This is a genomic window from Tessaracoccus caeni (assembly GCF_029211185.1).
GTDB lineage: Bacteria > Actinomycetota > Actinomycetes > Propionibacteriales > Propionibacteriaceae > Arachnia > Arachnia caeni.
This window is the reverse complement of record NZ_JARGDO010000029.1, coordinates 1-19,021: the sequence shown is the minus strand read 5'-3', so window position 1 is coordinate 19,021 and position 19,021 is coordinate 1. Positions and strand designations below refer to the sequence as shown.

Annotated in this window: 18 protein-coding genes and 1 pseudogene; 15 read left to right on the top strand and 4 right to left on the bottom strand. The window is 66.7% G+C overall.

The annotated features are described in order from the left end of the window. Window positions 1–513 precede the first annotated feature (513 nt). Window positions 514–858, top strand: coding sequence for a sulfate permease (locus P0D62_RS18115; RefSeq protein WP_275703938.1), 345 nt, complete (start codon window positions 514–516; stop codon window positions 856–858). A gap of 68 nt (window positions 859–926) precedes the next feature. Further along, window positions 927–1,922: a DNA-processing protein DprA gene (locus P0D62_RS18110; protein WP_275703937.1), complete on the top strand. Its 996-nt coding sequence runs from the start codon at window positions 927–929 to the stop codon at window positions 1,920–1,922. Window positions 1,923–1,994: 72 nt separating this feature from the next. Here the strand turns inward: P0D62_RS18110 and mobF are convergent, their stop codons facing one another. Further along, window positions 1,995–5,537: a MobF family relaxase gene (gene mobF / locus P0D62_RS18105; RefSeq protein ID WP_275703936.1), complete on the bottom strand. Its 3,543-nt coding sequence runs from the start codon at window positions 5,535–5,537 to the stop codon at window positions 1,995–1,997. A gap of 391 nt (window positions 5,538–5,928) precedes the next feature. Here mobF and erm point away from each other — a divergent pair, with 391 nt between their 5' ends. Together erm and P0D62_RS19230 are read left to right on the top strand one after the other, a co-directional pair. Beyond that, window positions 5,929–6,756, top strand: coding sequence for a 23S ribosomal RNA methyltransferase Erm (gene erm, locus P0D62_RS18100; protein ID WP_275703935.1), 828 nt, complete (start codon window positions 5,929–5,931; stop codon window positions 6,754–6,756). Continuing rightward, window positions 6,666–7,232 (top strand): helix-turn-helix transcriptional regulator, encoded by a 567-nt coding sequence (locus tag P0D62_RS19230; protein ID WP_370586155.1) that lies wholly within the window; start codon window positions 6,666–6,668, stop codon window positions 7,230–7,232. The genes erm and P0D62_RS19230 overlap by 91 nt, the downstream gene beginning before the upstream one ends. Here the strand turns inward: P0D62_RS19230 and P0D62_RS18095 are convergent. After that, window positions 7,213–7,734, bottom strand: coding sequence for a TetR/AcrR family transcriptional regulator (locus P0D62_RS18095; protein WP_275703934.1), 522 nt, complete (start codon window positions 7,732–7,734; stop codon window positions 7,213–7,215). The two genes, P0D62_RS19230 and P0D62_RS18095, sit on opposite strands and share 20 nt — an antisense overlap. A 134-nt stretch (window positions 7,735–7,868) precedes the next feature. Here P0D62_RS18095 and P0D62_RS18090 point away from each other — a divergent pair, with 134 nt between their 5' ends. From P0D62_RS18090 to P0D62_RS18050, 10 genes are all read left to right on the top strand, one after another. Beyond that, entirely contained in the window at window positions 7,869–8,948 is a 1,080-nt protein-coding gene (locus P0D62_RS18090) for a GNAT family N-acetyltransferase (RefSeq protein ID WP_275703933.1), read from the top strand. An 85-nt stretch (window positions 8,949–9,033) separates the two neighbouring features. Next, window positions 9,034–10,431: an MFS transporter gene (locus tag P0D62_RS18085; RefSeq protein ID WP_275703932.1), complete on the top strand. Its 1,398-nt coding sequence runs from the start codon at window positions 9,034–9,036 to the stop codon at window positions 10,429–10,431. 39 nt (window positions 10,432–10,470) lie between these two features. Beyond that, entirely contained in the window at window positions 10,471–10,941 is a 471-nt protein-coding gene (locus P0D62_RS19225; RefSeq protein WP_406708281.1) for a helix-turn-helix domain-containing protein, read from the top strand. Between the two features lie 207 nt (window positions 10,942–11,148). Further along, window positions 11,149–12,234 (top strand): ArdC-like ssDNA-binding domain-containing protein, encoded by a 1,086-nt coding sequence (locus P0D62_RS18080; RefSeq protein WP_275703931.1) that lies wholly within the window; start codon window positions 11,149–11,151, stop codon window positions 12,232–12,234. After that, window positions 12,231–13,151: a bifunctional DNA primase/polymerase gene (locus P0D62_RS18075; RefSeq protein ID WP_048684672.1), complete on the top strand. Its 921-nt coding sequence runs from the start codon at window positions 12,231–12,233 to the stop codon at window positions 13,149–13,151. Before P0D62_RS18080 ends, P0D62_RS18075 begins: the two co-directional genes overlap by 4 nt. Continuing rightward, window positions 13,148–13,975: a DUF2637 domain-containing protein gene (locus P0D62_RS18070; RefSeq protein ID WP_275703930.1), complete on the top strand. Its 828-nt coding sequence runs from the start codon at window positions 13,148–13,150 to the stop codon at window positions 13,973–13,975. Before P0D62_RS18075 ends, P0D62_RS18070 begins: the two co-directional genes overlap by 4 nt. Continuing rightward, window positions 13,972–14,508, top strand: a complete 537-nt coding sequence (locus P0D62_RS18065; protein ID WP_275703929.1) for a hypothetical protein — start codon at window positions 13,972–13,974, stop codon at window positions 14,506–14,508. The genes P0D62_RS18070 and P0D62_RS18065 overlap by 4 nt, the downstream gene beginning before the upstream one ends. 102 nt (window positions 14,509–14,610) lie before the next feature. Then, entirely contained in the window at window positions 14,611–15,501 is an 891-nt protein-coding gene (locus P0D62_RS18060; protein ID WP_048684669.1) for a hypothetical protein, read from the top strand. Beyond that, complete coding sequence (locus P0D62_RS18055) at window positions 15,498–16,541, top strand: ParB N-terminal domain-containing protein (RefSeq protein ID WP_275703928.1); 1,044 nt, start codon at window positions 15,498–15,500, stop codon at window positions 16,539–16,541. Before P0D62_RS18060 ends, P0D62_RS18055 begins: the two co-directional genes overlap by 4 nt. 45 nt (window positions 16,542–16,586) lie before the next feature. Continuing rightward, a complete protein-coding gene (locus tag P0D62_RS18050) occupies window positions 16,587–17,279 on the top strand; it encodes a hypothetical protein (RefSeq protein ID WP_275703927.1) in 693 nt (230 codons plus the stop codon). On the opposite strand, the gene P0D62_RS18045 is transcribed toward P0D62_RS18050, so the two are convergent. After that, complete coding sequence (locus tag P0D62_RS18045; RefSeq protein ID WP_275703926.1) at window positions 17,253–17,612, bottom strand: hypothetical protein; 360 nt, start codon at window positions 17,610–17,612, stop codon at window positions 17,253–17,255. The two genes, P0D62_RS18050 and P0D62_RS18045, sit on opposite strands and share 27 nt — an antisense overlap. Before the next feature lie 276 nt (window positions 17,613–17,888). Further along, window positions 17,889–18,123, bottom strand: a pseudogene (locus tag P0D62_RS18040) (hypothetical protein); the annotation flags it as partial. On the opposite strand from P0D62_RS18040, the gene P0D62_RS18035 reads away from it, so the two are divergent. Beyond that, window positions 18,097–18,900, top strand: a complete 804-nt coding sequence (locus P0D62_RS18035) for a M23 family metallopeptidase (RefSeq protein WP_275703945.1) — start codon at window positions 18,097–18,099, stop codon at window positions 18,898–18,900. The pseudogene P0D62_RS18040 and the gene P0D62_RS18035 sit on opposite strands and share 27 nt — an antisense overlap. Window positions 18,901–19,021: the final 121 nt, after the last annotated feature.

Genomic DNA, 19,021 nt, shown 5'->3' with positions numbered 1-19,021 from the left:
ACACCTCCAGCCAGCCACCAGCGACGCCGGTATGTCTGTCAAGAGTCAGTTGTCCATGTTGTTTCTGTAGCGCGGTAGCAAGAAGTCCCCAACCAGGCTTGCTGATCAGCGCGTCGCCAAGCGCGTGGACCCTGCGGTGGAACTCGACGGTAGGGACATGATGATCGGGGGGGGACGTGGGCAGGGAGTCAGGATTTCTTCCCGAATGTGCGCCTGGGCTGCACCGCCAAGATCACCCGTTGGAGCCTCTACTGGCAGTACTGGTGCTGCAGCTGCAGCGTGCACCGCAAGCGCCCCACGAGCCACCAGGATCCGATCCTCCCATGGCATGACGCCCCATTGGGTCTTGTCGACAAGCGCTGGCCCCTTCCACTGCAAGGTCATCGGCGATACATTGTGTAGGCGGCCTCTACCTGCGTGGCCCACCGTTCGATGCGGTGGATGACCCGATGGCTTCGGTCAGAGTGGTCCTCTTGTTTCCTTGTCGCCGGAGACGAGGAGAGGACTGTGCTCATGTTCCGCCTGATCTGGATTGCCAGCATCCACACGCGTGACTTCCTGCACCGGTACATGCCGACCAACATCGTGTTGGACAGACTGCGCACGCGGCGCGGGCTGAAGTGGGGCGTGCCTGCGATGTTGCTGGCCATCCCGTACCTCGCGGTCGCGCACATCCTGACGATTCTCATCGACCGCGGTGCACCGGGTTGGTTCCACTTGCTGGTGCTGCTGTGCATCTGGAACGCGTTCAAGTTCCTGGTCATGGGCCCGGTGAGCGTGGTGCGGCTGGTACGAGCCCGCACTGCTGAGCGTCGCGACCGGCGCATGCTGTCACGTTCGCCAGCACACATGGCCTGACCCCCGCGCGAGGCTCGCGGGCTGTGTTGGCGCACCTTTTCGGCGAAGTCTGTCGAGAGAGAGCCGTCATGTCTGGAGTTGCTGGTGTTGGTGTTGATGAGCGTCGTGCCCGGGTGGTGCTGGCAACGTTGGCGGAGCCGGATGATCCCGTCACGGGAGGGCTGCTGCGTCGCATGGGTGCCGTTGAGACGCTTCGGCTGCTCGACACCGACACCGTCGTGCCTAGTCTGGGCCGGGTCGACGTCCAGGTGTGGCGCGACCGCCTCACTTCACCGGGCAGGCTGGATGGGCTCGACCAGCGGCTGCGCATGGTTGAGGAGATCGGGATCGCCACGCTGATTCCGGGTGACGCGCAGTGGCCTCGGGCACTGGATGATCTCGGCGAGCGTGCCCCTTATGTTCTGTTCGTGCGCGGGGCGACGTCGTTCTTGGCGCGGCCACTGCAGGACTTGGTGACGGTCACGGGTTCTCGGGCGGCCTCCGCGTATGGGGAGCATGCCGCCGCCGAGCTGGCTGGCGACCTCGGGAGCCGTGAGCGTGTGCTGGTGGCTGGTGGCGCCTATGGTGTCGAGGCTGCTGTGCACCGTGCGGTGTTGGCGGCGGGTGGTGACACGATCGCGGTGCTCGCGGGTGGTGTGGACCGCCCCTACCCGAGCGGGCACCGTGACTTGCTGGATCGGGTGGGTGATGTGGGTGCGCTGGTCAGTGAGCTTCCTCCCGGATCGGTGCCGACGCGGCATCGGTTCCTGGCCCGCTCCCGACTGTTGGGGGCGATGTCGGCCGCGACGGTGGTCGTGGAGGCCGGCGCACGGTCGGGGGCACTGCGAGTGGCGTCCGAAGCCCACCGGCTCGGACGCCTGGTGGGGGCTGTGCCGGGGCCGGTCACCAGCGTCACCAGTCATGGTCCGCACGAGCTGCTCCGCACCGGCCACGCACACCTTGTCACCTCCGCTGCCGACGTCGAAGAACTCACCGCCGACCGCGCCGCCCAACCTCCGGGGCTGTCGGCCGAGTTCACACGCCGCGAGGCGCCGGCGGCTGGTCCGCCGGAGCGGTCACTGTAACCCGGTCGGCAGATTGTGGGGTCTCGCACCATCCCTCTGGACGGTGCGAGACCCCCTTCTTTGTGCCCGCCATTACAGGTCGAGGTGCCGCGTCGCCTGGACGGCGGGCCGCCGACGCTCGTTCTCGATGGTCGGGCGGATCAGTGTCCGTAACGCGGTTTCTGCCCGAGCGCGGTCGATCTTCTGCGCCGTGCCCTCAGGTTGGGTGCCGAGCGGGTCCGGGTCTGTGATCTGGTACCGGTCACGGTAGGCGGCCACAACCAGGGCGCGGCGACGCCACTGCTGCCGCTCCCGCCCGCTGGCGGGGATCGGACCGAGTGCTGTAACCCATAGCTCGTGGGTGTGGAGGGCGGTGTCGAGGACTGCTTCTGCCCGGGTTTCGATGAGGTGGCGGCGCTCGGTCAGAGCCCGTTGCATGTCGGGGGTCATGGGGCCGGTGGCTTCGGGAATCAGCCCGGCGATGAGACGCGGTGCCTGGCGGGTGCGGCCGGAGCCGGCGGGGCGGGTGGTGGCGTTGGCGAGGCGGTGGTGGATGACAGAGGGGATGTCGTCGGCGTCGGCGAACCCGCGCGCTGCGATGAGGCGTTGCAGGAGGGTGTCGACGTGGTGGTGGTTGGCTTCGGCCCGGCGCAGTTCCGCAGTCAACGCGCCGAAGGCGTCGGAGTCGATGACCGCTTGCGCTTGATCGGTGGAGAGGCCGCTGGATTTGATGAGAGCAGCCCAGCGGTCGTGTTGGGCTGCGGCGGCGATGGTTTCGTATTCGGCGGCGAGTTGGGCGATCGAGCCCCACTGGCCCTGCTCGGCGGTGATGGTCTCGTGCGCCGACAGCTCAGCACCGCTGTGTTGCAGCACGCCGTAGAGAACCGTGCGGGCGGTGGCGTCAGGGTTGTCGCCCGGATGCGCCGTGGCGTGATCGTCGGGCCGGTCGAGGATCACATAAGCCTGATTCGATTCTCGACCCCGGGTCATCGCGACATACAGGTTCTCCCTGGTGGTCGTGGGCTCCACCAGCACATGCGCAGTGTCGGTGGTAATGCCCTGGGCGCGGTGCGCGGTGACGGCGTAGCCGAGGTCGACATGCTCAGCCACGTAGTTGGCTGGGAGGACGATGCTGTTGCCGAACCGGGCCCCGGGTGGGCGGATCGTGACCGACCCGTCATCGCGCACGGCGGTGATGGTCCAGGTTTGGCCGTTGCGGACCCAGCCGTGCCGGTTCCGCAGCCGCCGATCATTGTGGCGGGTGATGATCGTGTCACCCACGCCCGCTGCCGATCCGTCGGACAGGATGATTTCAGGGCCCGGCTTCAATGTGCCGTCAAGGATCAGGTCAGCGCGGGCGCGAATGTTGAGGGCGGTGACGTTCTCGCGGGTTTCGGCGATCAGCACCGACACCAAACCCTGCTGCCGGTCTCGGCGCCAGGCGGTGTAGGCGGCATCGGTCATGGCCTCGGCGTCACCATCATGGATGCGGCCGTGTGCCAGGTAGGTGTCAATGACCGGGGTGCGGCCGTGCCGCAACTCCAGGGACGCGGTCTTCTCCCAAGCATGGGTGAAGCGGTGGACATCGACCAGCTCGGGAGCATCGTCGCGGTCGTGGATCAACAGGCTGAACGCACCCCCGGCATCGACGGACTGGAGCTGGGCATAGTCACCGACCAGCAGCACCTTCGCCCCCGCTTCCTCGGCTGCCTGCGTGATCCGGTCCAAGGAGAGGGTGCCGGCGAGGGAGGCTTCATCGATGATGACCAGCTGCCCGGCCTTGAAGGTCGCGCCGGTGTGTTGGTGGGTGGTCCACCACTTCGCCGTGTTCTCCGTGGCGATCCCCAGATCCTCGGCCAGCACCTGCGCCGCCACCGCCGACGGCGCCAGTCCAACTACCGACCCGGCACCATGCGAGGTCTCCCACGCCCGGCGCAGCGCATTCATGGCGGTCGTCTTCCCAGCCCCCGCCGGCCCCACCAACACATCCACCACCCGACCCGACACCGCGACCGACGCCAAAGCTTCGGCCTGGTCGGGACCGAGCACCCGGCCCTCGGCGTCAGGCTTGCTCGTGATCATTTCGACGGTGGTCAGGTCGATACTCGGCCCGGTGGTGGTGCGGGCCCGTTGCAGGAGACGGTCCTCTGCCGCGAGGAGGGTGTCCGAGGAGAACACGGTCGAGTGCTTCGGACGAAAGACACTGGTGCCGTCCGGGCGGCGGAACTCCACCGGACTCACCGCTAGCTCGGGTGGGGTCAGGCGCAGGGACGCCTGTTCGGCGGCGTCGGCGACCATGGCGGTGATGACTTCGCGGTCCTCAACGGTGGCGAACCGCCACCCCATCGTTTTGCGGGCGGCTTCGGCCATCAGGTTCCAGCGCCGCCACGTCGAACGCTTCTCCCCGACCACCTCGACCACCGAGCGCCCCACCTGCCCGATCAGATCCAACGGCACATCGTCGGCCCGCAACAGCAACTGCTGCTCGCCGCCGGTGACGGTGCGCGCCCACACGGTGGCATCCACACCGAGCTGCTGGCTGGCGCGGGTGCGCCACTGTTCGGTCAGTTCCGCCAATGAGCGGACTTGCTTGTCCGGGCGGGTTGCGAGCGTGGCCTGGGCGCGCAGTTTCATGATGGTCGCCGGCGACGGGCGCTTGCCGTGCTGGGTCACGTAGTCAGCAATCAGCACGTCGGTCGCCTCGTTGATGTGCCGGGACCGGGTCGAGAACTCCGCCACCAGCTGTTCGGGGACGTCGGTGATCGCCCATGACGGGTTCCGGTCTCGGCCCATCTCCCGTGACTCCCAGCTCACGCCGAAGGTGCGGGTCATGTGATCGGCGAACACGGCCTCGTGCAGTTCCGACAGCGCGACGACCGCGGCATGCATAGGACGCCCATCCAGACTCCGCCACTTCCCATCCAACACCGTGCGGGCCTTGTTGCTGATCACCACATGCGTATGCAAGTGCGGGTCACCAGCGCGGGAATCGAAGTGATCAAACGCCGTCGCGATCAAACCCGTGACGTCGACCTGTGCAACCGCGCCACCCCCAGCAGTTGCACCCGTGCGGGTGGCTGCAACCTCGCGCTCCATGAACGCAACCACCGCCGCAACCGCCTCATGATGGGCTTGCGCAATCAACGCCTGCGTCCCCGCGTCCGCAACCGCCCACAACACCGACGCCGACTTCGGCACACTGAACGTGAAATCAAACCCCGCCACCGCACGCCGCGACCCCCGCGCAGCCTCCTCCGCCTCAATCTGCGCAACGGAGCGTTCCCGCTCCACCGGGCTCAGCGACGGCTCAAGTTGCGAGACGCGATCCGCGACCCGCACCGCTGTCGAGCTGTACACCGGATACGCCCGCCCCAACGGATCACCCGTGACCGGATCCCGCCCCATCCCCACCAGCAACTGAAGTTGCGCCTCCGACACCTGCGCACCCGGGGCAAGTTCACCGTGCCCCAGGCCGGTGACGCCGGAACCGAGCCAACGCCCCGGCGGGGTGCCCGCCTCGGCGTAGTAACGGGTCAACGGAGTCGACAGCGACCGGTCACCATCACCAGCCGCCACCGTGCGCAGCAGGTACTTGTAGCCATCGCCAGCCGACATCACCCGCATCGACACCGTCACCCACACCACCCCTCACCTAGTCGTCACACAGGTGAGCCAGCAGCCTCCCAACCTCGATCTGCAAGAGGCGTGGCAGATCTGTCGAGGTCTCTCATGAAACGAATCTCGATGATGCCGAGGCTCTGCGGCCGTGGGTTAGCTCGGGATTCGTACTGGCCAGCATTGATACGGATCTCCGCGTCTTTGAGCAGAGACGGGATATTGAGTCGCTGACCGGCAGCGGGGTCACCTACGCTGGTGGGCATGTTGTTCTACGGCACTGCTTCGCTGCGTCTGCGCAGCCGCTAACAGCGGCGAGCACCCTCCACAGGTTGTTGCTCCCGCCCCCCGGTGATCACGGCCGGGCGGCTCTTTCAGCGTGCCCGGCTCCGCAACAACCACGGAGCAAACAGTGCCTACCTATCAAGGTGGCCGTCATGAGCACGGCCAGAACTTCCTGACTGACCCATCCACCATCGCCACGATCACACGGCTCGTGACCGCCACCGATGGCCCGATCATCGAGATCGGCCCCGGTGACGGAGCACTCACCACCCCGCTGGCCAAGCTCGGGCGACCGGTCACAGCCGTCGAAATCGACACCCGGCTCGCCCGACGCTTGACCCAACGACTCCCACCGCACGCGGAGGTCGTCGCCGACGACTTCCTGACCTACCGGCTTCCAACATCTGCGCATGTGCTCGTCGGCAACCTGCCGTTTCACCAGACCACGGCCATACTGCGCCGCATCCTGCACTCCCCGGCATGGACCGATGCAATCGTGCTCGTGCAATGGGAAGTCGCGCGGCGCAGAGCGGGTGTCGGCGGTGCCACGATGATGACGGCGCAATGGGCGCCTTGGTTCGAGTTCACGCTGCACAGTCGTGTTCCCGCTCGCGCGTTCACCCCACGTCCGGGCGTCGACGGCGGAATCCTCACCATCCACCGCCGCGAACATCCGCTGCTGTCCCCGACACGGCGACGCCAGTTCCATGCCCTGGTCCACCGCGTCTACACCGGCCCCGGCCGCGGGCTGGCCCAAATCCTCGCACGCACCACCTCACTCGGCTCACCACAGACCGCACAGGCGTGGCTGACACGCCACGGCATGACCGCTGCAGGACTCCCGAAGGACCTGCCCGTCGAGGCATGGGTGGACTTGTTCAAGACCACCGGTTCTTCACCGCCTGCACACCGTGCGCAGACGCAGCAGGTGAAGTCGAGGAGGCGCCGTCGATGACCATCGCTGCGCGGCACCAGGCCTGCCGCTACACGTCAACAGCTAGGAGTGCCACGGAGCACCGTTCCGGTGAAACATCCACAGAACTGGCAGCGCGGCTGCTCGCAGAAGCACCTCAACGGGATTGGCGGCTCCGTGACCTTGCCGCGCTGGTTCACCTCTCGGTGTCACAGCTGGGCAGAGCGTTCACACAACGATTCGGGATGCCGCCCGTGCGGTACCTGGCTCACATTCGGGCCCATCGGCTGGCTGAGCTCCTGGTCGAGACTGATCTTCCAATCGGCGTCGCCATGACAAAAGTCGGGTGGCGCAGCCGTGGGCATGCCGCACGGCAGTTCACCGACATCGTCGGGATCAGCCCGTCCGAATATCGGCGCACTGCGATTGGGCGCACTCTCACGGAGACCAGCCCGTGGCCATCAGCAACGCAGGGCAGCCCCGAATCAAAAGGCCCCCTCACGACAGGAGTGCCGTGATGCCGTCGGAGAGAATCTCGCGTGGGCTGATGTGGTGCGTCGCGTGGAGCCGCGCATAGGTAGGAGCTTGGTCAGGGTCAATGGCGACGCGCTTCTCGTCAGACGCCATGGGTGCGGTCAGCGAGGCGCCAATCACCAGGTTGGACAATCGGTAGGCAGTTCCCAGCGGATCCGGGGTACCCGCTTGTTCGAGCAGGACGCACATCCGCTCGGAAAGGGCCAGGTACGCCGGGCCCCTGGGTGCGCGCATGCCGATGACCTGACCGGCCCAGCGGTGGGTCGTGAGGTGCGCGAAGAAGGCGTGCATCAGGGCAGGCAGGTCGGCGTTGCGGATCGCCTCGGACATCACGGGATCGTCTGCGAGCGCGGTGTCGAGGGCGAGGTCGAACAGATCGTCGACGGATTCGACGCGGGAGTACAGGCTGGCTGGAGCGACGCCCACCTGTTGCGCCACGGATCGCAGGGTGAGGGCCCTCAACCCGCCTTCGTCCAGCAGTCTCACGGAGGCCCTTGCGACCTCACCAACGTCCACTGCACGGAGACGTTGAACAGGTTTGCGGTGTTCCCAGTAGCTCACCCCGCCAGCCTAACCAAACACGCTTCAGTTAGCTATCCATTCTATGTTAGGTTTAGCGCATGCTGGATGCCACCACCCTTCCGATCACCTTTGAGAACACTCGCCTACGCCCCCTCTCAGAGCTGGACGCAGACACGTATGCAGCCGGCACCAAGGATGAAGCTGTGCGGCGCTTCGGCCACCTGCCCGAGCCCGACTACACCCCCGAGTCCGTGCGACGGATGATCCGTGACGAGGTTGCTGAGGGTCTGTCGTCCGGCACGCTGGCAGTCCTCGCACTTGCCGACGCCGAGACGGACCGGTTTGTGGGCTCCTTGGTGCTCTTCGACGTCAGCTCCCAGGCCGCCGAGGTCGGGTTCTGGATTCATCCGGATGCGCGGGGAGCAGGGCACGCTCGTCGGGGCCTGGAGTTGGCATCGCGCTTCGCACGCAACAGTGGACTGCGAACCTTGACAGCACGCACGCTCCTGGAGAACAAGGCCTCCCAGCGGTGCTTGACGAACGCAGGGTTCCGTGAGGTCGAGCGAGCCGTCGGGACCACGCCCGCAGGACAGTGCGAGGAACTATTCCATTACCGGCGCGATCTCAAGCCCACCGCCCAGTGGCCGTTGGCGACGGAGCGGCTTCGGCTCCGTCCGCATAACGCCGACGATGCTGAATGGCTTCACGAGCTGTACTCGCGACCCGACGTTGCCCGCTACCTGCTGGACGAGCCATGGACCGCGGAATTCACCCACGACAAGCTCACCGAACGCCTAGCGAAGACTGACATCGATGGCGAGACTGGCGCGCTTGCGCTGGTCATCGAGCATGACGGCGTCCCGATCGGAGACGTCGCGTTGTGGCTCATCGATCACGAGCACCGTCAAGGCGAGATCGGGTGGGTTCTCGACCCGGCGCAAGGTGGGCAAGGTTTCGCCAGCGAAGCCGTCCGAGCAGTACTCGCCCTCGGGTTTGACCACTACCGGCTCCACCGCATCACCGCGCAGATGGATGCCCGCAACAGCGCCTCGGCAGCACTGGCTCGTCGTGTCGGGCTCCGGCTCGAAGCACATCACGTCCAGGACTGGTTCAGCAAGGGCGAATGGACCGACACCCTCATCTTCGCGCGACTTGCCTCCGAGCACATGCGCCAATGATCGGGAGTCTGACTTTCATGCTCCCTGTACGCGGCTCCCAAATCTACCGCGCTCTGACGACGTATCGGCATATTGAAAGGCTGAGATGACTCAAGATCCCCCTGCGCCGGCCTCGCAGCGCACACGATGGTTCGTGCTCACCGCCGTCTCTCTCGGTTTGCTGCTTGCAACGGTCGACACTTCGATTCTCTACGTGGTCGTGCCTCTTCTGGCGGACGAGTTGTCGGCGAGCGTAAGTGAGTCACTGTGGATCATCAACATGTACCCCCTCGTCATGACTGGCCTACTGCTGGGCACCGGGACGCTCGGGGATAGGTTCGGACACAAGCTGGTGTTCCAGATTGGCATCAGCGCGTTCGGGATAGCTTCCCTACTCGCAGCCTTCTCTCCAAACGCGTGGGTGCTGATCGTCGCGCGGGCACTACTCGCGGTGGGTGCAGCACTGATGCTGCCCGCGACACTCGCGATCATCCGGTTCACGTTCGAGGACGAGGATGAGCGCAACGTGGCCATCGCTGTTTGGTCGAGTGTCTCGATCGGTGGCATTGCCTTCGGTCCGCTCGTGGGAGGCCTGCTCCTGGAGTGGTTCTGGTGGGGCTCGGTCTTCCTCATCAATGTTCCCTTTGCCCTCGTGACTTTCTTGTTGGCGGCCATGTACGCGCCAGCGGCTCGCGCATCGGCAAGAACGTCCTGGGACTTGCTGTCTTCTGTGCTGGCTCTCGTTGGGTTGACTGGCCTAGTCGCAGCGATCAAGCAGGGTGCCGTATCGGCCCCCTCCGGTGCGTTCATTACAGGGGCACTTGCGACGAGTTTCGTCTGCTTCTCGTGGTTCGCACGGCGCCAGCGGAGACTCCCAACACCGCTCCTGGATTTCTCGGTCTTCCGCAGCCGATCGGTCGTTGCCGGTGTCTTGGCAGCAGGGCTGGCCACATTCGTCTTTGCCGGAGTTGGGGCGGTGACTTCTCAGCACTTCCAGCTGGTTCGTGGATTCTCACCCCTGCAGAGCGGACTCCTGTTGGCCGCGATCGCGGCGGGCGCGACGGTGACCTCCCTCCTTGCGGGTTCAGTGCTTTCCCGAGTCGGGCCGCGTCGCCTGCTCGGCGCTGGCTGTGTTGTTGCGGGCGGGGGTTATGCACTGGCAACCCTGGTTCTGGAGGCGAACTTGTGGATGTTCGCGGTCAGCCTGTTCCTCGCGGGCACAGGAATTGGAGTCCTGATCACAGTGGCTTCCTCCACGATCATTTCCAACGTGTCTGCTGATCGGGCCGGGATGGCCTCCGGCGTCGAGGAAGTGTCATACGAGTTCGGCAGCCTGATCTCCGTCACGTTGCTAGGCAGCATCTACGCGGCGTTCATGGCCCGTGAACCCTCCTGCGGGACTGAGGGGTACCAGGTTTCGCTGGCGCTCGCAGCGGCTGCATGCCTTGTCGGGTTCATGGGCATCGTTCTCCTCTTGCGCAGTGATCGAGCCCTGTCGCGCTAAGCACTCGACCTCCACGCGGATGGGTCTTCGGAGGCTCCCATGAGTCGCAACCGCATGGGGTCTCTACGTCAAGTGGCGGAACCTGACCCTGCTGAGATTGCTGCATCACTACTCAACGACCGGCCGGAAGTGCAATGGACTTTGGAGTCACTGGCAAGAGAGGTGCACATTTCGCCGTCTCAGTTGGGTAGAGTTTTCGCGCGACGGTACGGGATCAGCCCGATGAAGTACCTGACGCGGGTTCGCTGCGTCCAGCTCGCGACACTGCTCGCGCGCAGCCGACGTCCTGTCGGTGAACTGATGCACGAGGTGGGGTGGCGCAGCCGAGGCAATGCTGCGCGACAATTTCGACGCATCACTGGCCTCCTTCCTACTGAGTACCGTGACCAGTCTCAGCAACGCGCTCGGCCCGTCACACCACTCACTGATGGGCACGCCAAGTGCCCGCACTGTGGTCAAGAAGTCGAGATCGCTTCAGTGTTGATGATTCCAAACGCAGCTTCCTTGTGACGATTCTGCTCATCTTTGGAAGCAACGCATGGCCTGATCTCAGCGCACCTGCTAGGCCGGGTATGACACGTCGGGTTCGTTGGGTTCCTGGCGGTCACTGTAGGGGTTCCTTGTTGTCCGTCTTCTAGTGCTGGTGGTTCCGGCGTACCTGATGGTCACCGGGTCGGTTCTTCGACCCGGTGGGCAGGTTCGCGGAAGGAGACCGGCATGGCAACGTCGGGCAAGGATGCTCGGGCGGCGCGGGAGGCGAAGCTTGATGCGCTGCATGAGCGGCTGACTGGTGCGGTCGAGCAGCTGGTCTCGGGTGAGGATTGGGCCCGGGCGTTGGCGTTCGCGGCCCGGTTTAGGGCTCGGTCGTTCGCGAACACGATCCTGATCTTCACCCAGCACCAGGAGGCCTACGGGCTGGGGCTGGTGCCGGACCCGGTGCCGTCGCATGTCGCCGGGTATCGGCAGTGGCAGCAGTTGGGTCGCCAGGTCTCCAAGGGGCAGCCGGGGTATCAGATTCTGGCGCCGGTGACGGGACGGTTCGCCTCAGCAACCCCGCAGGATGCTGAGTCTTGGCGACGCCTTGGGAAGGGTGAGAAGCCGCGTGCGGGTGAGACGGTGCGCACGAAGATGGTCGGCGTCCGCCCCGCCTACGTCTGGGACGCCTCCCAGACCACTGGCGAGCCGATCCCTGAGCCGCCGGCTCCGCGGCTGTTGGAGGGGCATGCTCCCGCTGGGGTGTGGGAGGGCCTCGCCGCCCAAGTCCAGTCTGCTGGGTTTGAGTTGCGGCTGGTTGCGGATGCGTCGGAGATTTTCGGGGCGAATGGGCTGACCGATTACAGCAACCGGGTGGTGTCGGTGCGTGCGGACATGGACCCGGCGGCGCAGGTGAAGACCCTGGCCCATGAACTGGGCCATGTCCTGTTGCATGGCCCGGATGCGGGTGAGGCGCGGGAGCATCGTGGGATCGGTGAGGTCGAGGCGGAATCGGTCGCGTTGATGGTGGGTGCCGCGCATGGCATGGACACCTCCGGCTACACCGTCCCGTACGTGTCGACGTGGGCGGCCCGGGTGGCGGGCCAGGACCCGGTCGAGGTGGTCAAGACCACCGGGGAACGGGTCCGCAAAGCCGCGCTGGGGATTCTAGAGAAGCTCGACACGGTGCAGGTCGGGAACGGCACACCTCCCGGCTTGGAACGCGACACCCCCGCTCGCGAAGCCGCGACACGGCAGGCCCCGGTTGCGCCGGCGGTGTCGGAGCCGGTTGAGCGGGTGGTGTCGGGGCGTGAGGCGGTGGCGCTATGAGCCCGAACCTCTTCCACCTGGCCCGGCTTCTCGCTCCTGGTGCGGACAGGTCGCTGGGGCGGGTGGCGGGTGATCTTGCTTCGGCGGGTGTGCCGGTGTTTCCGTGCGTGCCCGGGCAGAAGCGCCCCCTCACTGCCCGAGGGTTCCACGACGCTTCCACTGACCTCGCCCAGATCAAGGAGTGGTGGGCGCGGTGGCCGGAGGCGAACCTGGGACTGCCGACCGGGGCGGTCTCCGGTGTCGTAGTCGTGGATGTTGACATCCGCGAGCACGCGGATGGCCGGGAGAGCATGCGCCGCGCCCTCGATGCGGGGCGGGCAGGTGTGCCGGTGTTCACGGTGGTCTCCCCCTCGGGTGGACGGCATGGCTACTACCCGGCCACGCCAGGTGTGGTGCAGCGGTCGTGGCAGGTTGCCCGGGCCGGTGTGGATTTCCGTGGGGATGGCGGCTACATCGTCATCCCACCCTCACACACAGATGCCGGCTCGTATCGGCTGGCCACTGTCCGGCGGGGCGCGGCGAGCGGGATCGACAGTGACGCGCTGCGGGACTTCCTCGACCCCCGGCCCGCCCTGCGACCGCGCGCTGCTGATCGCGGCATGGCTCAGAGCGGGCCTGGGGTGGTGGTGTCGCGCCTGGCCGCGTGGGTGGCGGGTTTGAGTGAGGGTGAGCGGAATCGGGGGTTGTTCTGGGCGGCCTGCCGGGCCGCGGAACACGACATCACACCAGCCACGGCGGCGGATGTGCTGGGCGCCGCGGCTACTGTGGCGGGGTTGGGTCCGCGGGAGATCGCCACCACCGTCCGGTCGGCCTACCGCACCGCCCACCCCACAACCTCCACAGCACCCAAGCCCACCGAACCAGCGGCAGCATCGCCGGTGCGGGTGCCGGTGGGCGCGGGTAGGGGGCTGGCGTGAGGGCACGGCGGTGGGCAGTGCGGACAGCGGTCGCGGGGACGGTGTTCATCGCGATCGGGGCGTTCTGGCTGTCCTTCACCTCTCTAGCTGATCTCGCGGCCCGTTCGGGCATCGGGGCAGGTCAGGCGTGGGCGTGGCCGCTGATCGTCGACGGCATCATCGTGGTCGCCACCGTCGCCGTGGTCGCTCTGGCTGGGCAGAAGGCGGCCTGGTATCCCTGGGCCCTGTTGATCGGCGGTGCCATCGTCTCGGTCACTGCCAACGGCCTGCACGCCATCGTCGCCGCTGACGCCGACGTCCCGGCCCTGTTGGCGGCAGCGATCGCGGCGGTTCCGCCCGTGGTGCTGCTGGCGATCACCCACCTCACCGTCATCCTCACCCACACCACCGATTCACAGCCGGTGATCTGGCGAACCGTCACCCACCCCGATGACGAGCCCCCACCGGGCCCAAGACCGGGCATCGAGGCTGGTGCATCGGCGGCGCTCCCCCCGGCCAACAGCAGCGATTCGGTCGGCGTGGATGATGAGCCGCCGACCTCGCCTGAACCAGATCCCGCCCCCGCCGAACGCACCGAGAAACCGCGGTCCGAGTACGAGCCATCCGCCCCGCCGATCCCCGTAGAGGAGACCAGGTCCGGCGCTCCTGTGACTGGGATGGGCCGGCGAGAACGGGCTGCCGGGCTGCGGAGTGAGGGGTGGTCGAACAAGCAGATTGCCGCCGAGCTGAGCGTGCATCCGTCCACGGTGGGCCGCTGGCTCACCTCCCCAACAACGAGGAGTTCTGAACCTGACACCAGCCCATCGATGAAGGAGGAATCATGAGCACCCACGAGCACGAGCACGACCCGGTGGAGCCGCCGGTCCTCGACGACTACGGCCCACCCGATCCCGAAGAACTCACCCTGAGCGCCCACGCCGAGAACCTCGACCAGGAGCCGGTGAGTGAGCGAGGCGATCTTGTCCCACCCGAGACTCCGGCGGAAGAACTCAACGAGCAGCTCGCCCCCGACATCGACGGACCAGACGCGGGCTTCCCGGAGCTGGATGAGGGGGCGGAAGGAGTGCCGGAGGCGGTCAAGGCCCGCACCGCCCGGACAACCAGCCGGCCTGTGGGTCGGCAGGTGGGGCGGGGTGTGGAGTGGGTGCGTCCCACCGATCTGCTGGCCCGACGTGGTGCAACAGTCGCTGGCCGCGGCATCCACTTCCAGACCGCAGTGAGCCAGAAGACTCGCCACGGCATCACTGTGGGTACGCGGCACGTGGGTGATCGGGCTGGACGGTTGGCGCCGTTGTCGGCCTTCGGCCGGGGCCAGGCCCAGTCGGTGCCGGGGCGGTCCGCAGTGGGGATGAGCTGAGCGTGGTGACCAGCAATGACGACTCTCGCCAACACCACCACGACACCACTGCCGCCGACATCTGGGGTGGGGGTGCGCACCTGCTTGTCAGGAGGCACCACCATGACCCACACCACAACACCAACCACCGGCACCGCTGAGACCGGGAGAACGTCGACAACGCCGTCGACACCGCACCCCGACAGGGCTGACTTCCGCACCAGCGAGGGGCTGCGGGCTCTGTTGGAGCACCTGGCCGAGCACGGATGGCGCAACAATCCCCAAGCCAAAGAGTTGCTGGAGTTCGCGGCGGAGCGGTTCGCACCCTTGGCGCGCAAGCACGGCCTGGATGTGTGGGAGGCCGCATCGGCGGCGTTTGATGTGATGCGCACGCCGGCGGCAAGGAAGGCCGCAGATCCGTGGGCGGTGGTTACGCATGCGGTGCGGATCACCTGCATCTACGAAGAACGCGCCCAAGGGCTCCTGTGTTCGGTCCACCAGGCCCGCCGAGCCCACATCTCCGCCCACCACGACCCCGAACGGTTCTCCGACCGCGAAACTCCCCTGTACGAATACCATCCCGCGTTCCAGCTCACCGACCCCCACCACCACGACCAGCAGGCGGACGTGGACGTGGATGCGGGCGTGCAGGCAGCAGTCGCGGATGCCACCCGCTTGTTCGTGCTGCTGGGCTGGCCGGAAGCCTCCGCCCGGGCCGGGGTGGATCACGTCACCAACGCCCTGGCCCGGATCGGGTCCCGGCGCGGCACCTACGAAGCCTTGCGGCGCGACAAACACGCCCGCGCACTGCTCGACCTCCCCGCCCCGGCCTGGACGTGTCTGCTGAGGGTTCTGCTGGGCCATCCCGAACCTGCCTACGCCACCACGACGGCTGGGCGCGGGATCCTGCTGCGTCTGCTGCTCGGAGAAACCCTGGCTGACCTGTTGGGTGATGACGCCCTGGTGGCCTCCATCGTTCGTGCCACACCGGGACGGGAACGGGTGCGGTCATGAGCACCCCGGGGCACATCGAGCTGGACCGCGCCGTCGACTCCCTGCATGTCGGCCGACGTCACCGTGCCGATCTGGGTGATATCGATGCGTTGGCGGCGTCGATTGAGCGCGATGGGTTGTTGCAACCGTTGACGGTCAGCCCCGACGGGGTGCTGATCTGCGGGGCACGCCGTCTGGCGGCAATCAAGCAGCTTGGCTGGCGCACCGTCAACGTGTGGGTCCGCTCCGGCATCTCCGACCGTCTCGGCCACCTGCTGGCCGAACAAGACGACAACGTCCTACACAAGCCGCTCACCGCGCTGGAAGCCGCCGCCCTCTACCGCGAACTGAAATCCCTCATGGCCGAGGATGCTGCGCGTCGCAAGGCCGCGACCCAGTTCCGCAGCGACAACCAGCCCGGAACCGACGGTCCCGGAAAATTTCCGGAACCGTCGGGAGCCACCGGTGAGGCTCGTGAGCAGGCTGCCGGAATGATTCCCGGTGGGGCCTCGTACAAGACGCTGGACAAGATCGGCTACCTCGAACACGCCGCCACCGACGAGACACTGCCCGAACACGTGAGGGCCGCAGCGCAACGGGGGTTGGAGCAGATCGACGCAGGTAGCCCGGTCCATCCGATCTACGAGACCATCCGCAACCACACCGCCAGCCCCGATGCTGGCGATGAGGCGTTGCATCAGGCCGCGGCCGATGCCCTCGCCCGCATCCAATCCGCCGGCAGACCGAAGCCCACCTCGGTCAAGAAGCCCAAGGACGACGCTGAGGGCGCGCCGGTGCAGTACCCGGTGCGAGCGTTCGTGGTGACGTGGACCGAACTGGATCAGTGGTGGACCCACTACGACCCGGCCGTGCTCGCCGTCGAACTCACCGACGAACAGGTCGCCACGTTCCTGCGCGTGATCGAACAGACGGTCGCGTTCGCCGGCGCCCTCCAAGCCGCCCTCACCAACCCCGACGACACCACCACCGCCGCCTGCGGCACTGTCGATGAGAGGGATGACGGACCGGCGGGTGGGCGTCCGCACCTGCGCGCCATCTAGCTTCTGCCTGCTGGTGTTGGGGGTGGGTGGGTGCACCTGCTGGGCATGGACACTTCTGATCGTTCGTCGCGTCGCCGGCTCGTGCTGATTGCTGCCGGCTCGGTCACGGCCTTGGTGTGTGGGGTCGGGATCTACGGCCTGGCCACCGGACCCCACACCCCCACCCCGGGCACGTCACCGACCATCACCACCGGCCCGTCACCCTCCGCAACCACCACCGCCACGGCGAGCCCTTCAGCATCAGAGGCGCCGTCGGTGCCACCTGTTGCGCGGAGCGCTGATCCGGAGCAGTTCGCTCGCAATGTCGCGACCACGCTGTTTGCGTGGGACACCACCACTGGGCTGCTGTCGCTGGACTACACCTCGGCGATCGTCGCCGTCGGGGACCCCAGCGGCGCCGAACAAGCCGGCCTCGCCAGCGACGTCGCCGCCTACCTGCCCTCGCGGACCGCGTGGCAGGACCTGCGTGAGTACGGCACCAGTCAGTATCTGACGATCGACCGGGCCTACATCCCCGATCAGTGGGGCGAAGCCGTTGCCCAGGCCCCCGAGGGGCAGCTCGCACCAGGGACGGTCGCCTACACCATCGAGGGCACCCGGCACCGCACCGGAACCTGGAACGGCGAACCAGTCACCTCGGCCCACAAGGTGGAGTTCACGGTGTTCGTGGTCTGCGCGCCGACCTACGACACCTGCCACCTGCTGCGCCTGTCACAGCTCGACAACCCGCTGCGGTGACCCGGCCGTGAAGAAACTCGCCGTCATCGCTACCGTGCTCGTGCTGTTCAGCCCCGCCCTGCTCCTGCTGGGGGTCGGGCTGATGTTCAGCCCCGGCGCCAACGCCTCCTGCACCACCAGCACCTCTGGCCCGTCGGTGGTGGGGCCGGTGCCGGACTCATTGGAGGTGACGACCGCTGACGGGCAGACCTTCACGCTGAACACCACCCAGCTCACCCACGCGGCCACCATCATCCAGACCGGCTCCCAGATCGAAGGCGTCACCCGTGACGGGCTGCAGATCGCGCTCATGGCCGCGCTCACCGAGTCGAATCTGCGGATGCTGGCCAACACCAGCGTCTACCCCGACTCCGGGAATCACCCCAATGACGGGGACGCCTCCGACCACGACAGTCTCGGCCTGTTCCAGATGCGACCCCAAGCCGGGTGGGGAACCGTCGCCGACCTCATGGACCCTGGCTACCAGGCGCGCGCGTTCTTCGGCGGCCCTACTGGCCCCAACCACCCCTCACCCCGCGGCCTGCTCGACATCCCCGGCTGGCAGACCCTGTCGAAGGGCGAAGCCGCCCAAGCCGTCGAAGTCTCCGCCTACCCCGACCGGTACGCGAACTACGAGCCCGTCGCCGAACAGATCCTGACCACACTCACCACCCCCAGCACCACCAGTCCACCGTTGCCGGAGACCGGGCGTGTGGTTTTCCCGCTGCCTGAGGGCACCTGGGTCGCCACCTCGCCGTTTGGGATGCGGGTCCACCCCATCACCGGGGAGAACAAGCTCCACACCGGCGCGGACTACTCCGCCCCCGACGGCACCCCCATCCTCGCCGCCGCCGACGGCATCGTCACGCAGGCCTCGATGTCGGGCGGGTACGGCGGGCTGATCATCATCGAACACACCATCGGCGGGCAGAAGATCGCCACCGCCTACGCCCACCTGTGGGAAACCGGCTTTCACGTCAACGTCGGCGACACCGTCACCGCCGGACAACACATCGGCGACGTCGGGTCGGCCGGCTACTCCACCGGCGCACACCTGCACTTCGAACTCCGCCAAGGGGGCAGCGACGGTGAGTTTACCGACCCCCAGCCCTGGCTCGACCAGCACACCACCGGCGACCTTCCAGCCCCTACCACGCCGGTCGAGCAGGAAGGCTGCAACCCGGCCGCGACCCAGCCCGCGCCACCCCAAGGGCCCGATGACGGGGACCTGGACCGAAAGGTCGATGACCCCACCACCGACGGGCAGATCACCGCCCGCATGCTCCACGTCTACACCCAAGCCCTCACCGCCCACCCCGACAGCTCCTGGGCCTGCTACTCGCCCCGCCCCGGCACCAAATCCGAACACCCCCTCGGACGGGCCTGTGACGTCACTTTCGGCAACGCCATCGGCGCCCGACCCACACCCCAGCAGCTCGAAGCCGGATGGGCGCTGACGAACTGGCTCAAAGACAACGCCGAAACCCTCGGCGTCGAATATCTGATCTGGCAAGGCCAGATCTGGTCCCTCGCTCGCGATGCCGAGGGCTGGCGCCCCTACAACGGCGGTGGCATGCACGACCCCAACGATGTCACCGGCGGCCACTACGACCACCTCCACGTCACAGTCAAGGTTAACTAGCAATTATTACGTTAGATGTAATCCGCGACGGCTGGAATCGTGCGTATTCGCTGGTCAAACAAGGGTATCAGGGGTCACTGATCTGAGCCTTGAACCTGGCTCTTGACCAGGGGAAACGCAC

Coding starts and splice junctions, on each gene's coding strand:
- P0D62_RS18065 (WP_275703929.1), top strand. CDS start 13,972: ATGAGCACCCACGAGCACGAGCACGACCCGGTGGAGCCGCCGGTCCTC.
- P0D62_RS18115 (WP_275703938.1), top strand. CDS start 514: ATGTTCCGCCTGATCTGGATTGCCAGCATCCACACGCGTGACTTCCTG.
- P0D62_RS18080 (WP_275703931.1), top strand. CDS start 11,149: ATGGCAACGTCGGGCAAGGATGCTCGGGCGGCGCGGGAGGCGAAGCTT.
- P0D62_RS18050 (WP_275703927.1), top strand. CDS start 16,587: ATGGACACTTCTGATCGTTCGTCGCGTCGCCGGCTCGTGCTGATTGCT.
- P0D62_RS18055 (WP_275703928.1), top strand. CDS start 15,498: ATGAGCACCCCGGGGCACATCGAGCTGGACCGCGCCGTCGACTCCCTG.
- P0D62_RS18075 (WP_048684672.1), top strand. CDS start 12,231: ATGAGCCCGAACCTCTTCCACCTGGCCCGGCTTCTCGCTCCTGGTGCG.
- P0D62_RS18110 (WP_275703937.1), top strand. CDS start 927: ATGTCTGGAGTTGCTGGTGTTGGTGTTGATGAGCGTCGTGCCCGGGTG.
- P0D62_RS18090 (WP_275703933.1), top strand. CDS start 7,869: ATGCTGGATGCCACCACCCTTCCGATCACCTTTGAGAACACTCGCCTA.
- P0D62_RS19230 (WP_370586155.1), top strand. CDS start 6,666: ATGGGTGGACTTGTTCAAGACCACCGGTTCTTCACCGCCTGCACACCG.
- P0D62_RS19225 (WP_406708281.1), top strand. CDS start 10,471: ATGAGTCGCAACCGCATGGGGTCTCTACGTCAAGTGGCGGAACCTGAC.
- P0D62_RS18085 (WP_275703932.1), top strand. CDS start 9,034: ATGACTCAAGATCCCCCTGCGCCGGCCTCGCAGCGCACACGATGGTTC.
- P0D62_RS18060 (WP_048684669.1), top strand. CDS start 14,611: ATGACCCACACCACAACACCAACCACCGGCACCGCTGAGACCGGGAGA.